Here is a 16107-nt window from a genome sequence, read left to right as displayed (position 1 = left end):
CACGCTTGTGCGTTGTCAGCCCTTGCCGGCGTTGAGCTTGCTGACGATCGCGCGGAAGTCCTCGGTGACGAACGACTGGTGCTCGGCCGACAGGGCATAGTCCAGGCTGGCGAGCACGGCGCGCTCCAAGTGGATGTTCAGCACCCGCTTGGTGCTCTCCACCGCCTGCTGGGGCAACTCCATGATCTTCTTGGCGCACTCCACCGCCGCGGCGAACGGATCGTCGGCCACATGGTTGGCCAACCCGAGTTCGACCGCCCGCTGAGCACGAATCCTGGTGCCCGTCAACGCATATTCCTTCGCCAGCAGCAAGCTGATGTGCAGCGGCCAGGTCAAGGGTCCGCCGTCGGCGGCCACCAACCCCACCTGCACGTGCGGGTCGGCGAGAAACGCGTCCGGTGCGATGTAGACGATGTCGCTCAGCGCGACCAGACTGCAACCCAGCCCCACGGCCGGCCCGTTGACAGCCGCAATCACCGGGATCCGGCACCGGGCCATGCCCAGCACGATCTCCCGCCCGTCGCGGATGGTCTTGGCGCGCAGGTCGGCGTCTTCGGCGAGTTCGGCCAGATACGCGAAATCCCCACCGGCCGAGAAGGCCTTGCCGCGACCGGTGATGACCGCGGCCCGCGCCGACGCGTCGTCGGTCAGCCGCTGCCACAATCGCGCCAGCCCGACGTGCAGACTGTCGTTGACGGCGTTCAGGTCATCCGGCCGGTTGAGGGTGATGATCCGCAGCGCCCCCTCGGCGCGAACGTCGATTTCGCTTGGCATGTCGTACATGTCAGACTCCCAATCCCAGGATCCGCGAGGCGATGATGTTCTTCTGTATCTGCGATGTCCCGCCCATCACGCTCTGTGCGCGGCTGTACAGGTAGGCGTTGAACAGTGCGGCGTCACGGGTGCCGCCGACGGCCAGCGCGGCGTGCCCGACGGACTGTTCGACCCACGTCATCAGCAGTTTGTCCAACGAGCCTTCCGGCCCATGCGACACACCGTCGAGTTGCTCGGACAGCCGGCGCCGCACGTGGTGCGTCAGCATCTCGGCCTGCACCGCCGCCCATGCCACTTCCTCTTTGACGTAGTCGTCCGGGTCCTCGTTGCTGCGGGTCACCAACTCCGCGACCAGTTTGTTGTAGCGGGCCGCGTAACCGAGGGTGGACGGTTCCCGTTCGTGGCCAACAACCGTCATCGCGACGGCCCACCCGTCTCCGGGGGCACCGACCATGCGATCTGCCGGTACCGTGGCGCCGTCGAAGAACACCTGGCCGAACTCGTTGGTGACGCCGTTGATCATCTGCAGCGGACGCTGTTGCACGCCAGGCTGTTTCATCGAAAGCACGAAAGCGGACAGACCGCGGTGCCGCTTGGCATCGGGATCGGTGCGGGCCAGCAGTAGGCACCAGTCGGCGACGTCGGAGTAACTGGTCCAGATCTTGTGCCCGTGGATCACGTAATCGTCGCCGGCGCGGGTCGCGGTGGTGGTCAGCGACGCCAGGTCCGAACCGGCACCCGGCTCGCTGAACCCCTGACACCAGCGCTCGGAACCGTTGATGATGCCGGGCAGAAACCGCTGCCGCAGCGCATCGCTGCCGTGGTGGCCGATCCCCATCACCAGATACCCGACGCTGGGGCGCGGCGGGGCGCCCGCCCGCGCGATTTCCTCGTCGACGATGACGTCGTAGACCGGCGGCAGCTCGAAACCCCCGTAATCACGGGGCCAGGACAGTCCGAAGAAGCCATCTTCGTAGAGCGCGCGGTGCCAATCCGCCTGACGGGCCCAGTATTTGTCCCCGGAGCCGCCGAACTCCTTGGCGTGCAACGCAAGCCACGCGCGCAGCCGCTGCCGGAATTCCGCCTCCTGAGGTGAGTCACGAAAGTCCACGGCCGACCTCCTTCAGGGTGACCGGCCACAGCTCGGTCGATGTCAGTGCGCGGCGCAGGTATAGGTGCGCCAGGCATTCCCAGGTGTTGCCGATGCCACCGTGTACCTGGATCGACGTCTCGCACACGGTGCGGGTAGCGCGTGCACAGTAGACCTTCGCCACCCGGGCGGCCTGGATAGCCGCGGCCGGGTCCAATTCGTCCACTGCCCAGGCGGCATGGCGCAACACGCTCACCGAACCCTCGATCAGCGCGAGGCTTTCCGCCAGCAGGTGGGCAATCGCCTGGTAGGACCCGATCGGTTTGCCGTACTGCTCGCGGATTTTCGCGTAGTCGCAGGCGACGGCCTGCGCGCCGCGGGCCGCACCGACCAGGTCTGCCGCCGTGCCCACCAACGCGAGAGCAAACCAGCGGTCGGCAACTTCGGCGGACACCTCACCCAATTCCTCTGCGTCACCAGCGATTCCCGCGCACGCCCGGGTCAGGTCGGCTCCGCCGCCGGCGCCGTCGAGCTGCGTCGCGAACACCGTCGTGTCCGAGAGCAGCAATGCGCGCCGGTAGCCGCGGGTGTCGAAAGCGACGCCGCCAACCGCCACCGTCGCGGCACTGGCTGTGGAACCGAGATGGCGGGCCAGGTCGTCGGCCAGTACCGGTCCGAGGAAGGGAGCGTCGACCAGTCGCCGGCCGAATTCCTCTGCCACCAGCGCCACTTCGACCCCGGAGGCGCCGTCCGACCGCAACGAGCGCCAGCCCGTCTGGTCAATCTGCTTGTCCAGGCGCGCAATCCGGCCCTGGTCGGACAGCTCCTGCACGGCTGCCGGGCCGAGGTCGTCGGCCATCTTGGCCGCGGCATCACGCAATTGCTGTTGTTCAGCAGTCAGACGTACATCCATAGCTCTCCTTGAGCACTCTGCGCAGCACCTTGCCCGAGGGCAGGCGGGGAATCTCGGTCACGAACACCACCCGGCTCAGACGCTTGTACGTCGCGAGTTTCGCATCGACCCGCGCGATGAGTTCCTCGGCATCGACCGGAATGTGGGTGGCGACGGCAGCGACGACGGCCTCGCCGTTGGCTCCGTCCGGCACGCCGAAAACCGCGCAGTCCTTCACCGCCGGATGGCCATGCAGCACGGTTTCGATCTCGGCCGGCGCGACCTGGAAGCCCCGCACCTTGATCATCTCTTTGAGGCGATCGGTGATTCGCAACCAGCCGTCGGCGTCCAGCCATCCGACGTCCCCCGTGCGATACCAGCCGTCGTCGCAAACGTCGGCGGTGCTCGCGGCGGGCAGGTATCCCGCCATCAGCGAGTCAGCGCGCGCCTGGATCTCGCCGACGTGGCCGGGGCCCTGCGGTTCCCCGGTGTCCATCGAGACCACCCGCAACTGGACGCCGGGCACCGCGCGGCCCACCGAATCCAGCCGCGCCCCGGTCAACGGATTGCAGGCGATCACCGGCAGTTCGGTGGTGCCGTAGGCCGGCACCCAACCGACACCCGTGCGGCGGGTCACTGTCTCGGCGATGCTGTCGGTCACCGGCGTCGCCCCCCACATGATGTACCGCAGCGACGACAGGTCGTAGGACTCGAGGTCCGGGTGCGAGGCCAGCGCCAACGCGATAGGCGCCACAGCCATTTCGACTGTGATCCGGTCGGTTTCGATATGCCGAAGCATCCGGTCGATATTGAAACGCGGGTGCAGCCTGACACGAGCGCCGGTGCGCAGCGCGGTGAGGATGTTGAGCAGGCCGAGGATGTGCGACGGCGGAGTGGTGACCTGCAGGCGGTCCCGCTCGGTCAAACCCAGGGCGTCGCGCCACTGCCGCACTGCCGCGTTCAGCGAGGCGTGTGTATGCCGTACTGCCTTCGGCAGTCCGGTGGTGCCGGAGCTGAAGACCAGCACCGCGTCGGCCTGCGATGACACCGGAGCGCCGACGGGTTCGGCGGGCGCAAGGGGTTCGTCCAGGTGCAGCATCGGCATCAGGCCGGCCAGCACCGGATGGTCACCGAGCGCGTCGACCGGCCCGGTCAAGGCGAGTGCATGCTCGACCTCGTCGCGTTTCCAGGCCGGACTGATCAGCACGGCTGCCGCGCCGACGCGCCAGATCGCGTGCACTGCGGCGATGAATTCCGGCCGGTTGGAGGCCATGAGCGCGACCCGCTGCCCGGCGTCGACTCCACGCTTCCGTAAGGTCGCGGCCAGGCTGTCGGTGAACGCATCGAGTTCAGGCAGGCACACGTGCCGATCCTCGAACACGAGCGCCGCCGGTTCGGTCACGTCTCGATCCCTCCGGCGGTCTTGAGAAGGTCCTATCGTCTAGTGAGAATAGTATTCTCTATACTGAAGAATACAAGTACGGGGAAGGTGCGCATGACGGAGGCCGCCGTGGTGACGATTCACCTCGACCGCAGGAAAGTGTCGGTGCCGCTGGTTCCTGGTGAGACTTTGCTGGAAACGGCGCGACGGGCCGGGCTCGACCCCCCGTTCAACTGCGAGGCCGGCAACTGCGGCACCTGTATGGCCAGGCTCACGGAGGGCACGGCGACCATGCGCGTCAACGACGCCCTGGACGACGACGAGGTGGCCGACGGCTACATTCTGACGTGCCAGGGCATTCCGGACACGACGCGGATCACCGTTCATTACGAGTAGCCACGAGAGGCGACGACCATGGCCAAAGGCATCATCTACGTCGAGACGTATCCGAGTTCGCCGGACCGCGAAGAGGAGTTCAACACCTGGTACGACGAGGTCCACCTTCCCGAACTGGTCGCTCTCGACGGGATCGTGGCGGCACGCCGGCTGCGACCGGTCAACGGCGAAGGGCCCTATGTGGCCCTTTACGAGATCGAGGGTGACGATCTGCAGGCAGTCCTGCAGGGCATGGGCGGGGCCAAGCTGACCATGTCCAGTGCGCTGCAACTGGATCCGCCGCCGATTCCGCGACTGCTCGAGGTGATCGCCGAGCACGAAGCCGACGCCTAACCGGCCGGCGGGCTCATTCCAGCAGCCGCTGCCGCATGGCCTCGGCCACTGCCGCGCGAGCAGCAGCGTCAGATGGCGGAATTCATTCACGACGTGCCGCTGCAGTACCTGCTGGCCGCCCGCCAGGATATTTCGGAACATCTCGGGAAGTACCCGGACGAGCGCGTGAGCGACTCCCTGGCCAGCCTCACAGTCGCATCAGATCAATTGCGGCAGGCCACCTTCGAACTCCATCCCGCCGTCCTCGAGCATGCCGGACTGCCTGCCGCCATCGGCCAGCTGACTGATGCCCTGACGACCCGCAACGGCATCGCGGTGACGCCGGGCACACCCATCGAAGTCGTGGTTCCGCTGCCAGACAACTGACGTCTCAGCCGATCTCCAATGCCGGCGGCGGTCGGTATCGAGGCTCGTAGTCCGACACCCGGATCGGGCTGCCGACCAACCGGAAGTCGCCGGCCTGCACGACGACTTCCGGAGTCGCTGCCAGAGCCTCGGGCAGCGTGCGGACCGCCGCCGCCGGTACCCCGAGTTTGCGCAGCCGCCGTTCCCAGTTTGCCGCGGTATCGGTCGCCAGGGCCGCGGTGACTACGGCCAGTACCTCGTCGCGTCGTGCCACCCGCTGCGTCATCGTCCCGAAGCCGTCGATACCGGCCTCTTCCGCGAAGGACTTCCAGAATCCGTCGTGGGTGATGAACAGGGCGAGATAACCGTCGGAGGTCGGAAAAAGTTGAGCCGGAACGTAGTACGAGTGTGCGCCGTAAGGGCGCCGCTGCGGTTCGGTGCCGTCGTTGAGGTAGGCCGCCGCATGGTAATTGAGTTGCGAGAACATCACGTCGCGCAGCGACACGTCCACCTGGCCACCGCTACCGGACACGATTTTGGCCAGCAGACCCAGAGCTGCACACATTCCGGTGGAGTTGTCGGCCGAGGAATAGCCCGGCAGAGTCGGCGGTCCGTCCGGGTCGCCGGTCAGTGCGGCGATGCCGACGCTCGCCTGCACCACGTAGTCGAACGCCGGATCGTCCCCGCCGTTGAGCCCGAAGCCGGTGATGGCGACACACACGAGCTTGTCGTTGTGCTGCCTCAGGGCGTCGTAGGTGAGGCCCAGCCGGCGGATCGCCGATGGTTTCAGGTTCACCAGTAGCGCATGGGAATCCGCCGCAAGCTCGCCCAGACGCTGCTGCCCGCCCGTCGAATTCAGGTCGAGACAGATGCTGGACTTGTTGCGATTGAGGCTGGCGAAGTAACTGTCCCCGACCCCGCGGGAAATCTCGCCGCCGGCCGGCTCGATCTTGGTGATGTCGGCACCCAGATCGGCCAGCAGCATGGTGGCGTACGGCCCGGCCAGCATGGTGCCGACTTCCAGAATGCGAATCCCGGCCAGCGGCCCCGCTGCGCTCACCGCAACTCCGCAGCCAACTCGGCGATCATCTCGCGCGTCCGGCGTTTGGACGCGACGAGTTCGTCGCGGGTGTCACCGATGGGCAGGAGCCGCACCGACAAATCGGTCACGCCGGCGTCGGCGAAGCGCCGCATCCGGGCCAGAATCTGTTCCGGGTCGCCGGCCGCACACAGATCACCGACGTCGCGGGCGTCGCCGCGTTCGAGCAGGCGCTGGTAGTTGGGCGACACCTCCGCCTCGCCCAGGATTCGGTTGGCCCGTTCCTTGGCCGCCGCGACTTCCGCAGGCGCACAGAGGCATACCGGGATTCCGGCGACGATCCGCGGCGCCGGACGGCCGGCATCGGTGGCCGCCTTGGTGATCTTCGGCGCGATGTGATCACCGATCGCGCGCTCGTCAGCCATCCACAGCACCGTGCCGTCAGCCAGTTCACCTGCCAGTTGCAGCATCACCGGCCCCAGTGCGGCGACCAGCACCGGCATCGGGGGATCGGCCGCGAGAACCGTCGGGCTGTGCACCGCGAACGAATCGTTCTCGACGTCAACCGGTCCCGGCCCTGTGATGGCGGCGTTGAGCACCTGCAGGTAGTCACGGGTGTAGGCAGCCGGCTTCTCGTAGGCCAGTCCAAGCATGTCGCGGATGATCCAGTGGTGGGACGGACCGACACCCAGGGCCAGCCTGCCAGTTGCTACCGCATGCACGGAAAGTGCTTGGCGCGCAAGAGCGATGGGATGTTGGGCCTGCAATGGGACTACGGCGGTGCCCAGCTCGATGCGCGAAGTGTGCGCTGCCATCAGCGACACCATGGTCAGGCAGTCGAAGTCGTCGGGCACCTGCGGCATCCACGCGGTATCCAGTCCGGCCGCTTCAGCCCATTCGATGTCGGCGACCAGTTTGGCCACCTTCCGCGCCATGTCGCCGCGCTCGGCGCCGATCATCACTCCGACGCGCACGGTTCCTCCAGTGCGGGTTCGGGCGTCCCGGTGAGTGCGCGGATGTCGCGCACCAGCACGTCCAACTGCGTTCCGGTGGGAAACACCGCGGCAGCGCCGGCGGCCAGCAGCTTGGGCACGTCGGCATGCGGGATGGTGCCGCCGACCACGACGGCGATGTCCGCGGCATCGGCTGCCCGCAGGGCCTCGATGGTGCGCGCGGTGAGGTTCAGATGTGCGCCCGAGAGGATGCTCAACCCCACGACGGCGACGTCCTCCTGGACGGCGATCGACGCGATGTCTTCGATGCGCTGCCGGATACCGGTGTAGATGACCTCGAAGCCCGCGTCGCGCAGGGTGCGGGCGACGATCTTGGCACCGCGGTCATGTCCGTCCAGCCCGGGCTTAGCGACCAGAATCCTTGCGGCCATTCAGAACACCACCGGCTGCTGAAATTCGCCCCAGACCGCCTTGAGTGCGGAAACCATCTCACCCACCGTGCAGTACGCGTTGGCACAGTCGATCAGCTTGTGCATGAGATTGTCGGTTCCCTCGGCGCTACGTGCCAACGCCGCAAGTGCAGACTCGACTGCGGCGCTGTCTCTTTCGGCCTTCACGGTGGCCAGGCGCTTCAGCTGGAGGTCGCGCCCCTCGGCGTCGAGTTCGTAGCTGACGACGTCGGGTTCGGGCTCTTGTGACACGAATCGGTTGACCCCGACCACCGGACGGGCGCCGGACTCGATGTCCTGGTGGATCTTGTAGGCCTCGTCGGCGATCAGGCCCTGCAGGTAGCCGTCCTCGATCGCGCTGACCATGCCACCGTGCTGCTCGAGGTCGGCCATGATCTCGATGATGCGGGCCTCGGTCGCGTCGGTGAGCGCCTCGACGAAATAGGAGCCGCCCAGCGGGTCGGCGACCTGGGCGACACCGGTTTCATAGGCGAGGATCTGCTGGGTGCGCAGCGCCAGGGTGGTGGACTCCTCCGAAGGCAGCGCAAACGGCTCGTCCCACGCCGCGGTGAACATCGACTGGACACCGCCGAGCACCGCAGCCATCGCCTCGTAGGCCACCCGCACCACGTTGTTCTGCGCCTGTGGCCCGTACAGCGATGCGCCGCCGCAGACGCAGCCGAACCGGAACATCGACGCCTTGTCCTTACTGGACCCGTACCGCTCCCGCACGATCGTGGCCCAACGCCGCCGTCCCGCACGGTATTTGGCGACCTCCTCGAAAAAGTCGCCATGGGTGTAGAAGAAGAATGAGATCTGCGGCGCGAACTCATCGATGCTCATCCGGCCGCGTTCCACCACGGTGTCGCAGTAGGTGACACCATCAGCCAGGGTGAACGCCATCTCCTGCACCGCGGTCGCGCCGGCGTCGCGAAAGTGCGCGCCCGCCACCGAGATCGCGTTGAACCGCGGCACCTCCGCCGCGCAGAATTCGATGGTGTCGGCGATCAGACGCAGGGAAGGCTCGGGTGGCCAGATCCAGGTGCCCCGCGAGGCGTACTCCTTGAGGATGTCGTTCTGAATGGTCCCGGTGAGCTTGGCCCGCGGTATTCCCTTGCGCTCGGCGGCGGCGACGTAGAAGGCGAGCAGGATGGCCGCCGTGCCGTTGATCGTCATGCTGGTGCTGAGTTTGTCCAGCGGGATGCCGTCGAACAGGATCTCGAAGTCGGCCAGGGTGTCGACCGCGACACCCACGCGGCCGACTTCCTCACCGAAGTCGGGATCGTCGGAGTCGTACCCGCACTGGGTGGGCAGGTCCAAGGCGACCGACAAACCGGTACCGCCCTGGTCCAGCAGGTAGCGGTAGCGGCGGTTGGATTCTTCGGCCGTCCCGAACCCCGAGTACTGGCGGAAGGTCCACAACTTGCCGCGGTACCCGGACGCGAAGTTGCCCCGGGTGAAGGGGTACTCCCCCGGCGGCGGAGGCTCGGTGCGCCGATCCGCCGGGCCATACACCGGCGCAAGCGGGATGCCCGATGGGGTCTGGGCTGCGTTATCCATCGTTGCATAACGTACTTGCAAAAAAAGAGAATGCCAATACCGCATACCTGAGCAGGTCAAATGTCGGATTTGCGGCCCGCGGCTGAGGACCCCGCGCGGGACTGATGGCCGCCTGGCGCCCGCCGGCGCCGGTGTGAACATGCGCACATTCGCGCCGCGGAGAATGCCGGTCGACGGCTCGCCCTCGACGCCCGTCACGTGGGTAAATGCCCCGCGACCCGCGCTCCGGGGCCGATCGCGCGTGCCCTGCGGCGGTCCGGCGGGTGAATTAGGCTCAGCACGCGCCTGAAGAACCCCGGAACAAACTGCTCCCGCCACAGGTTCGTAATCGGCGGACCTCCCGACGAAAAGAGCCGACCTTGAGCTGCAGTAGATTGCCCGCGCTGTCGTTACCACCGGTGGCCGCCTGGCTGGCCGCGATGGTGATGTCCGTGGTGGCCCTCGTCGGATCGTCAGGCGTCGCACCACGAGCCGCCGCCGATCCCGGCTGCCCCGACGTCGACGTGGTGTTCGCCCGCGGCACGTTCGAGGCGCCCGGCGTCGGCGCCACCGGTCAGGCGTTCGTCGATGCGCTCAATGCACGCCTGGCCGGCAAGACCGTGGGCGTGGATCCGGTCAACTACCCGGCGTCGCTGGACTTCGGCCGGGCGGTCGACGGCGTCGCCGATGCCAGCAGCAAGGTCGAAGCCACCGCGGCCAATTGCCCGAACACCAGGATCGTCCTGGGTGGCTATTCCCAGGGTGCGGCCGTCGCGGCGTACACCACCACCGACTCCGTTCCGGACGGCGTTGCCCTGCCCGACGGGATCGGGCCCATGCCGCCCGCGGTTGCCGCCAAGGTCGCCGCCGTGGTGCTCTTCGCGCCGCCCTCGGACGGGTTCTTGCACCTGGTGGACCGCAGCGCGCCCCCCATCAACATCGGACCTCTGTACGCCGCCAAGACTCTGCAACTGTGCGCCGACGGGGATCCGGTGTGCGCTCCGGGCGGGCGTGACCGCGCCGCTCACAGCTCCTACCGGGACAACGGAATGGCCAACCAGGCAGCCGACTTCACCCGCAACGCGCTGGCACGTTGAGCCTTCGGGGCCAAACCTCAAGCGCGACAGAGCACTTCCCCGTGCGGGATACCCAGCCACCCGTCGGGCGCGGCGGCCCAGGCTAGCCAGGCCGACGAAATCTCTTCCAGCTCTGCATAATCCGCAAGTCCCGTGTTCACCAACTGGCGGGCCAGGTCAGATTGCAGGATGCGGTCGGCCCACATGCCGCCCCACCACTGCCTGGTTTCCGCCGTCGCGTAGCACCACATCCCGGCGGTCGCAGTGATGTCGTCGAAGCCGGCCCGCTGTGCCCACGACAACAGCCGGCGGCCCGCGTCGGGTTCGCCGCCGTTCGCGCGCGCCGCCTTCTCGTACAACTCGAGCCACCGGTCCAGCAACGGAATGCGGGGAAACCAGGCGAACCCGGCGTAGTCGGCGTCTCGGGCGGCGACGATGCCGCCCGGCACGCAGACCCGCCGCATCTCGCGCAGCGCCTGCACCGGGTCGGCCACGTGCTGCAGCACCTGATGGGCGTGGACGACGTCGAACGTGTCGTCGGGAAACTCGAGCGCGTGCACGTCGGAGGTGACGAAGGAAACGTTCGACGCGTTGCGTCGTTGCGCCTCGTCCCGCGCCAGGTCCAGTGCGTCGTCGGTGAGTTCGACCGCCGTCACCGATCCCCCGGGACCCACGCGGGTTGCCAGATCGACGGTGATCGTTCCCGGGCCGCACCCGATGTCGAGCAGGGAAAGCCCCGGCCTCAGATGCGGCAGCAGGTAGCCCGCGGAGTCCTCGGCGGTCCGTCGCCGGTGACTGCGCAGCACCGACTCGTGATGGCCGTGTGTATATACGGCTCGATGTGCCTCGCTCACGACGACCACTCCTCACAGGCTCGGTAGGTGGGCGACCTCAGCCTAGCGCTTGTGATCAGATTATGAGACTGATAACTCACTATGTGAGACAGCTAGTCGAGGGGGACATTGAGAATCGGCCGTTGCACGCCGGCGCCGGGTCCGTCGAAATGCCACCACTCTCCGGAATAGACGGTCAGACCCCCGTAGTTCATCGCGTCCCGTAGTCGCTTACGGTTGGCCTGGGCTTCGGTACTGACCTCTTGAGTCGCGAAAGCGTTTGCGCGCGAGGTGAAATCGTCGAAATCGGTACCCATGTCGGCAAGGCAGATTCCGCTGACCAACTGCTGGGCCGGGCATTGCGACAGTCCGCCCGCATAGGTGACATCGACCGAACGCCCTGCCTCGTGGCTGGTTGCGTACGGACCGGGCCGCGCCACCCAGGCCGGGTTCGGCACGATCTGAAACATCTTGACCTGCACATCATGTGGGCGATAGCAGTCCCAGAAGACCAGGACGTGCCCCTGCGGACGCAGCGCGTTGGCTGCGGCGGCCAGACCCGGCGCCATGGACTGGTGCACGAGGCACCGCGCATCAGCGGGATACAACTGCGTCTTGGTGAAATTGTTCGTCGTCGCATACCGCAGATCGATGATCGCGTCGGGAACCACGGACCGGACGTCCACGAACTGGGCGGCGTGTGCCTCCTGGCTCAGCGGCGGCACACCGGGGCCGGACGGAGCAGTGGTGTTGACGGGCCGAACGGCCATCGAGGCGGACCGCCCGGACTGGCAACCGGCAGACGCCGCGACAAGCGCAGCCGCGATGACCACCAGCAGAGCCTTGCGACAACGCATCCCACCATTGTCCCGGCCCGTCACCGCCCGCCGGCAGCGCCACGCCAGCGGCGAGCTCGACGGCAGAAAATTCCTCTTGCGTTGAGATTAATCTCAACGTAGCGTGAAACTATGACGATGGCACTCAACGGTCCGCAGACCACCGGCCGGGAATACCGCAACCTCAGCGAGCCGCAGTATCGCCGCCGGCGGGATGACAACGTGCCGATCGCCATGCGGGACGGCACCACGCTGCTGGCCGATGTGCACCGGCCCGACGCGCACGGCCGCTTTCCCGCGCTACTGGCCGCCTCACCGTATCCGCGCCAGATGCAGGATTTCGGCGCTCCGGCCGGATTCATCGAGGCCGGCGTGACCGACTTCTGGGTGCCACGCGGGTATGTGCATGTGATCGCCAATCTGCGCGGCACCAATGGTTCCGGCGGCACTTTCGGCTTCGCCGACCCCCAGGAGCGCCGGGACCTGTACGACCTCGTCGAGTGGGTCGCCGCTCAGCCGTGGTGCGACGGAAACGTCGGCATGCTCGGCATCAGCTACTTCGCCGTGTCCCAGCTCGAGGCGGCCGTTGAGCGCCCGCCCCACCTCAAGGCGATCTTCCCGGTCGCGGTCACTGCGGATATCTACGAAGCCGCCAGTCACCACGGCCTGTTCAGCTCAGCCTTTGTCACCCCGTTCCTGTCGATGATCGGCCTGACCTCCGAGCGCAGCGACAAACTCTGGCGCAGCCTTCCCGTGAGCCTGGCGCGCCGGGTGCTGCACACGCCGCGGCTGCACAAGAAGTTCGCCACCATGAACGGCGAGGCCGCGGTCACCATGCTGCGCCAGCTGATGAAGCTGCCGCACGACCCGCACCCGTGGGACGAGCTGTGGCTCGACGCGGCGGTCAACCACCCCACCCACGACGAATGGTGGGATCAACGAAACCTGCTGCCGCTTCTCAAGGAAGTCGACATCCCGGTGTATCTCGGGTGCGACTGGGAGAACGTGCCGCTGCACCTGCCGTCGACATTCGCCGCGTGGAAGGGCCTGTCGGACAACGCCTGTGTGCGGATGGGGATGCTGGGGAAGTTCGGACTGACCTGGCCGTGGGAGAGCATGCACACCGAGGCGCTGGCCTGGTACGACCATTGGCTCAAGGGCCGCGACACCGGCATCCTCGAGGGACCGGCCGTCCGCTACTTCCTGCCGGGCGCGGACGAGTGGCGTACCGCCGAATCGTGGCCGCCGCCGGAGGCCGCCCATCGGGAGTTCGCCCTGCGCGCCGACGGCGACCTCGGCGAGGACGAAGGCAAGCCGGGCTCCCGCGACTATCTGGTGCTGGGTGCCGGTCTCGGCCGCACCAAGCCCAGCCCGATCGACCCACCCGCATTACTGACCTGGACCAGCGCCCCGCTCACCCACAGCCTCGACGCCGTCGGCGACTTCGAATTGCGCCTCGTCGCATCCGCTACGGCAATCGACACCGCCTGGATGGCGACCCTGCAGGACGTGGGCCCTGACGGCGAGATCACCGATGTGACCGCAGGGTGGCTACGCGCCAGTTTGCGGGAGGTCGACGAGTCGGCCAGCCGCCCCGGCGCTCCGGTGCTGCCGTGCCGAAACCCGCAGGCGGTGCCGATCGGGGAGGACGTGGAATATCGAATCCCCTTGGTGCCCAACGCTCGACGGTTCCAGTCCGGCCACCGAATTCGGCTCGTACTCACCAGCGATGATCAGGATCGGTCCACTCCGGCGATCATGAACTTCCGTCACGCCAGCGTCGGCACCAGCAGCCGCAACACCGTTCGCTCGTCGTCGCGATTGCTGATCCCGGTACTCGGTTAGCGGGTCGCGATGATCGAAGCCCGCGCTACCCGACGCGCTCGGTCGCCGTCTGCAAGATGGTCCGGGCGATCTGGTCGGCCGGTTCGAGCCCCAACACTCCGACGGACATCAATACCGCGGACTTCTCCCGGTACACGTGGCTCCACGCGCGGGCAGTGATCCGCACGGTGGCCGAATCCGGCCGGTCGAGGGTGAAGTCGTAGCGGGGGTCGCCCAGCGCGGCACACGCCTGCAGCGAGGTATCGAGCTGGTGCAGGACACCCCGGGCGGTGCTCGAGTCGGGGTAGACGGCGACGGCCTGACTGACCGTCTGAATCATGGCCGGACCGCCGGGCTTCAGGTCGTCGGTAATGCCGTGATAGCCCGCACTGCGGAATTCCGACCAACCGGTGCCGAAGGTGACATCGCTGATTCCGGCGGCCCGGCACGGTCCCGGCGCATTCATGTCACCGGCCGGCGGTTGCCGCAGGTCCGCATGCGAATGCGCGGTGAGTTCCTCGTAGTTGGCGATGCGACGGACTTCTTCAATGCTGACGATCAGCGCATCGGCACGGGAAACGGCTGGGGTGGCGGGCTGAGCCGCGGTGCGGTCGGGAGAGCAGCCCGCGACCGCCAACACCAGCAGGCCCGCTGCCAGACCTCGTAATGGCCTCATCATCGATGACGTCATGACAAGCCGTTTTCTGCGGATTGCGGTCCGCGTTCGCGACGCAGTAGCTGCGACGATGCCCCGGGCGAGCGCACCCGCCCCTGTCCCCTCTTCTCGGTTGCCCGCTGACCATCCTACGTTGGGGTTAGAGTCGCCGCGTGCCCAAGATCAGCGCCTCCTCGGTAGAGGAGCACCGCGAGCAGGTACAGCGACGCGTCTTCGAAGCCTTCGCCCGCCTGATGGTCGACCACAGCTTCGATGCGATCACCATGGCCAAGCTCGCGGCGGCGGCGGACATCGGCCGCACGGCGATCTATCACCACTTCGCCGACAAGGAAGCGGTGGTCGTCGCGTTCGCTTCGCACGAGACCAGCCGCTACATCGACGGCCTGCGGGCCGACCTGGCGGGCGTCGACGACCCGGCGCAGCGCCTGATCATCTACATCAGGTACCAGCTCAAGGCCGGCGAGCAGTTCCACATGGGCCTGGGGCCTCAGCTTTACGGCGCGCTGTCACGAGACACCATGCGCGCCATCCGCGAGCATGTCGTCGCTATCGAGGATGTGCTGGGCGAGATTCTGGCCGACGGCGTGGGGGTCGGGCGCTTCGTCATCGAGGACCGGGCCGCCACCATCTCGCTGATCCACGCCTGCCTGGGTCCGCGGGACCTGCCGTCGGCGACGATCGAGCGATTCGTGCTGCGCGCGCTGGGATCCGCGCCGTAGCGACGAGCGAGTCCGGCAGGGATGTGGTACGTTTCTGACAGATTGTCAAAATCTTTTGATTCAGACTCTTCGGGATGAGACTAGGGGCCGACATGCGACCGAGGACTGCCGAGGCTGTCCGCCCCTTCTCCGTTGCGATGAAGGAAGGCTCGGCGGCCGAGCACGAGGCGGCAGAACAATCGCCCTTCGTGTCCGAGTTGCTCTCCGGCCGGGTCAACCGCCGGGGCTACGCCGACTACCTGCTACGGCTGCGGGTGATCTACGAAGCACTCGAGGCCGCGGTGCGGGCCCGCCGCGACGACCCGTTGGTCGCCGCCGTCTACGACCCGTCACTGGAGCGTCTGGCGGCCATCGACGCCGACCTGGACTTCTGGGCCCCGGCGGCCGACCGGCACATCGACTCCCCCGCCGCCCGGACGTATCGAGACCGGCTGACGGGCGCCTCCTGGGGTGGCACGCTGGTGGCCCATCACTACACCCGCTACCTCGGCGACCTGTCCGGTGGACAGGCGATCGGAAAGATTCTCGACCGTACCTTCGGGCTGGACGGGGCGGGCTTGGCGTTCTACAACTTCCCGGTGCGCGCCAAGCCGTACAAAGATGCCTACCGCGCCAGGCTGGACGGGCTCGCACTCGAGGACGATGCCATCGATCGCGCGGTCGAAGAGGTGCGGGTGGCATTCACGCTGAACCAGGCGTTGTTCACCGAACTCGCGGAGAAGCTGCCGGACTATCGGCGCTGAGGCCTGACCGTCAGTCCGAGGCCATCGCTTCGTCAAATTTTATTGTGGCGCTTTCCTTTTCCAGGTGGTCGTAGATTACCTGGACAGTGGATGGCCAGAAAAGCCGCACCTCGCCGACGGCTGCATCGATAGCGCCGTCGACGAGGTGCGGATCGCCTTCAGTCTGCGCAGGGCAGTGTTGTGCAGACCTGCCGGCCTGGTTGCACTGA

At 67.0% G+C, this 16107-nt stretch carries 18 protein-coding genes; 7 read left to right on the top strand and 11 right to left on the bottom strand.

Translation table 11 applies throughout. The features are described from left to right. Positions 1-15: 15 nt before the first annotated feature. Genes QXK92_RS29835 through QXK92_RS29820 form a run of 4 tightly spaced genes read right to left on the bottom strand, consistent with a single transcriptional unit; the run spans position 16 to position 4158 of the window. Positions 16-783, bottom strand: coding sequence for an enoyl-CoA hydratase/isomerase family protein (locus QXK92_RS29835; RefSeq protein WP_306247896.1), 768 nt, complete (start codon positions 781-783; stop codon positions 16-18). Between the two features lies 1 nt (position 784). After that, positions 785-1885, bottom strand: a complete 1101-nt coding sequence (locus QXK92_RS29830; protein WP_306247894.1) for an acyl-CoA dehydrogenase family protein — start codon at positions 1883-1885, stop codon at positions 785-787. Beyond that, positions 1872-2777: an acyl-CoA dehydrogenase family protein gene (locus QXK92_RS29825; RefSeq protein ID WP_306247892.1), complete on the bottom strand. Its 906-nt coding sequence runs from the start codon at positions 2775-2777 to the stop codon at positions 1872-1874. The genes QXK92_RS29830 and QXK92_RS29825 overlap by 14 nt, the downstream gene beginning before the upstream one ends. Then, complete coding sequence (locus tag QXK92_RS29820; RefSeq protein ID WP_306247890.1) at positions 2755-4158, bottom strand: class I adenylate-forming enzyme family protein; 1404 nt, start codon at positions 4156-4158, stop codon at positions 2755-2757. The genes QXK92_RS29825 and QXK92_RS29820 overlap by 23 nt, the downstream gene beginning before the upstream one ends. A 93-nt stretch (positions 4159-4251) precedes the next feature. Here QXK92_RS29820 and QXK92_RS29815 point away from each other — a divergent pair, with 93 nt between their 5' ends. The 3 genes from QXK92_RS29815 to QXK92_RS29805 all read left to right on the top strand — a co-directional run bounded on the left by QXK92_RS29815 (position 4252) and on the right by QXK92_RS29805 (position 5232). Then, positions 4252-4533, top strand: a complete 282-nt coding sequence (locus tag QXK92_RS29815) for a 2Fe-2S iron-sulfur cluster-binding protein (RefSeq protein WP_306247888.1) — start codon at positions 4252-4254, stop codon at positions 4531-4533. Positions 4534-4551: 18 nt separating this feature from the next. After that, positions 4552-4866 (top strand): DUF4286 family protein, encoded by a 315-nt coding sequence (locus QXK92_RS29810; RefSeq protein ID WP_306247885.1) that lies wholly within the window; start codon positions 4552-4554, stop codon positions 4864-4866. Between the two features lie 72 nt (positions 4867-4938). Continuing rightward, positions 4939-5232, top strand: coding sequence for a hypothetical protein (locus QXK92_RS29805; protein ID WP_306247884.1), 294 nt, complete (start codon positions 4939-4941; stop codon positions 5230-5232). Positions 5233-5236: 4 nt separating this feature from the next. Here the strand turns inward: QXK92_RS29805 and QXK92_RS29800 are convergent, their stop codons facing one another. The 4 genes from QXK92_RS29800 to QXK92_RS29785 are packed head-to-tail and all read right to left on the bottom strand — an operon-like array spanning position 5237 to position 9212. Then, positions 5237-6271, bottom strand: coding sequence for a CaiB/BaiF CoA-transferase family protein (locus QXK92_RS29800; RefSeq protein ID WP_306247880.1), 1035 nt, complete (start codon positions 6269-6271; stop codon positions 5237-5239). After that, complete coding sequence (locus QXK92_RS29795; protein ID WP_306247878.1) at positions 6268-7224, bottom strand: LLM class F420-dependent oxidoreductase; 957 nt, start codon at positions 7222-7224, stop codon at positions 6268-6270. Before QXK92_RS29795 ends, QXK92_RS29800 begins: the two co-directional genes overlap by 4 nt. Continuing rightward, positions 7209-7634, bottom strand: a complete 426-nt coding sequence (locus QXK92_RS29790) for a cobalamin-dependent protein (protein ID WP_306247876.1) — start codon at positions 7632-7634, stop codon at positions 7209-7211. Before QXK92_RS29790 ends, QXK92_RS29795 begins: the two co-directional genes overlap by 16 nt. Further along, entirely contained in the window at positions 7635-9212 is a 1578-nt protein-coding gene (locus QXK92_RS29785; RefSeq protein WP_306247874.1) for a methylmalonyl-CoA mutase family protein, read from the bottom strand. Positions 9213-9631: 419 nt separating this feature from the next. Between QXK92_RS29785 and QXK92_RS29780 the strand changes: the two genes are divergently transcribed. Next, positions 9632-10288: a cutinase family protein gene (locus QXK92_RS29780; protein WP_306248025.1), complete on the top strand. Its 657-nt coding sequence runs from the start codon at positions 9632-9634 to the stop codon at positions 10286-10288. Positions 10289-10305: 17 nt separating this feature from the next. On the opposite strand, the gene QXK92_RS29775 is transcribed toward QXK92_RS29780, so the two are convergent. Further along, positions 10306-11121 (bottom strand): methyltransferase domain-containing protein, encoded by an 816-nt coding sequence (locus QXK92_RS29775; RefSeq protein ID WP_306247872.1) that lies wholly within the window; start codon positions 11119-11121, stop codon positions 10306-10308. A 92-nt stretch (positions 11122-11213) separates the two neighbouring features. Further along, positions 11214-11957, bottom strand: a complete 744-nt coding sequence (locus QXK92_RS29770) for a M15 family metallopeptidase (protein ID WP_371934615.1) — start codon at positions 11955-11957, stop codon at positions 11214-11216. A gap of 111 nt (positions 11958-12068) precedes the next feature. On the opposite strand from QXK92_RS29770, the gene QXK92_RS29765 reads away from it, so the two are divergent. Continuing rightward, entirely contained in the window at positions 12069-13781 is a 1713-nt protein-coding gene (locus QXK92_RS29765; RefSeq protein ID WP_306247869.1) for a CocE/NonD family hydrolase, read from the top strand. Positions 13782-13806: 25 nt separating this feature from the next. On the opposite strand, the gene QXK92_RS29760 is transcribed toward QXK92_RS29765, so the two are convergent. Beyond that, the gene (locus QXK92_RS29760) at positions 13807-14439 is read right to left on the bottom strand and encodes a sensor domain-containing protein (RefSeq protein WP_371934356.1); all 633 of its coding nucleotides are present in this window, start codon (positions 14437-14439) and stop codon (positions 13807-13809) included. A gap of 149 nt (positions 14440-14588) precedes the next feature. Between QXK92_RS29760 and QXK92_RS29755 the strand changes: the two genes are divergently transcribed. After that, positions 14589-15155, top strand: coding sequence for a TetR/AcrR family transcriptional regulator (locus QXK92_RS29755; RefSeq protein ID WP_306247865.1), 567 nt, complete (start codon positions 14589-14591; stop codon positions 15153-15155). 92 nt (positions 15156-15247) lie between these two features. Continuing rightward, a complete protein-coding gene (locus QXK92_RS29750; protein ID WP_306247863.1) occupies positions 15248-15898 on the top strand; it encodes a heme oxygenase (biliverdin-producing) in 651 nt (216 codons plus the stop codon). Positions 15899-16107: the final 209 nt, after the last annotated feature.

This window comes from Mycobacterium sp. TY815, from assembly GCF_030755135.1.
Lineage (GTDB): Bacteria > Actinomycetota > Actinomycetes > Mycobacteriales > Mycobacteriaceae > Mycobacterium.
The sequence above is the reverse complement of the archived record's forward strand: the minus strand, read 5'-3'. Positions and strand labels throughout refer to the sequence as shown.

Bases quoted from the DNA above. Each gene is read 5' to 3' on its own strand.
- QXK92_RS29815 (WP_306247888.1), top strand. From the start codon at position 4,252: ATGACGGAGGCCGCCGTGGTGACGATTCACCTCGACCGCAGGAAAGTG.
- QXK92_RS29790 (WP_306247876.1), bottom strand. From the start codon at position 7,634: ATGGCCGCAAGGATTCTGGTCGCTAAGCCCGGGCTGGACGGACATGAC.
- QXK92_RS29825 (WP_306247892.1), bottom strand. From the start codon at position 2,777: ATGGATGTACGTCTGACTGCTGAACAACAGCAATTGCGTGATGCCGCG.
- QXK92_RS29835 (WP_306247896.1), bottom strand. From the start codon at position 783: ATGTACGACATGCCAAGCGAAATCGACGTTCGCGCCGAGGGGGCGCTG.
- QXK92_RS29765 (WP_306247869.1), top strand. From the start codon at position 12,069: ATGACGATGGCACTCAACGGTCCGCAGACCACCGGCCGGGAATACCGC.
- QXK92_RS29770 (WP_371934615.1), bottom strand. From the start codon at position 11,957: ATGCGTTGTCGCAAGGCTCTGCTGGTGGTCATCGCGGCTGCGCTTGTC.
- QXK92_RS29785 (WP_306247874.1), bottom strand. From the start codon at position 9,212: ATGGATAACGCAGCCCAGACCCCATCGGGCATCCCGCTTGCGCCGGTG.
- QXK92_RS29760 (WP_371934356.1), bottom strand. From the start codon at position 14,439: ATGATGAGGCCATTACGAGGTCTGGCAGCGGGCCTGCTGGTGTTGGCG.
- QXK92_RS29810 (WP_306247885.1), top strand. From the start codon at position 4,552: ATGGCCAAAGGCATCATCTACGTCGAGACGTATCCGAGTTCGCCGGAC.
- QXK92_RS29805 (WP_306247884.1), top strand. From the start codon at position 4,939: ATGGCGGAATTCATTCACGACGTGCCGCTGCAGTACCTGCTGGCCGCC.
- QXK92_RS29750 (WP_306247863.1), top strand. From the start codon at position 15,248: ATGCGACCGAGGACTGCCGAGGCTGTCCGCCCCTTCTCCGTTGCGATG.
- QXK92_RS29780 (WP_306248025.1), top strand. From the start codon at position 9,632: ATGGTGATGTCCGTGGTGGCCCTCGTCGGATCGTCAGGCGTCGCACCA.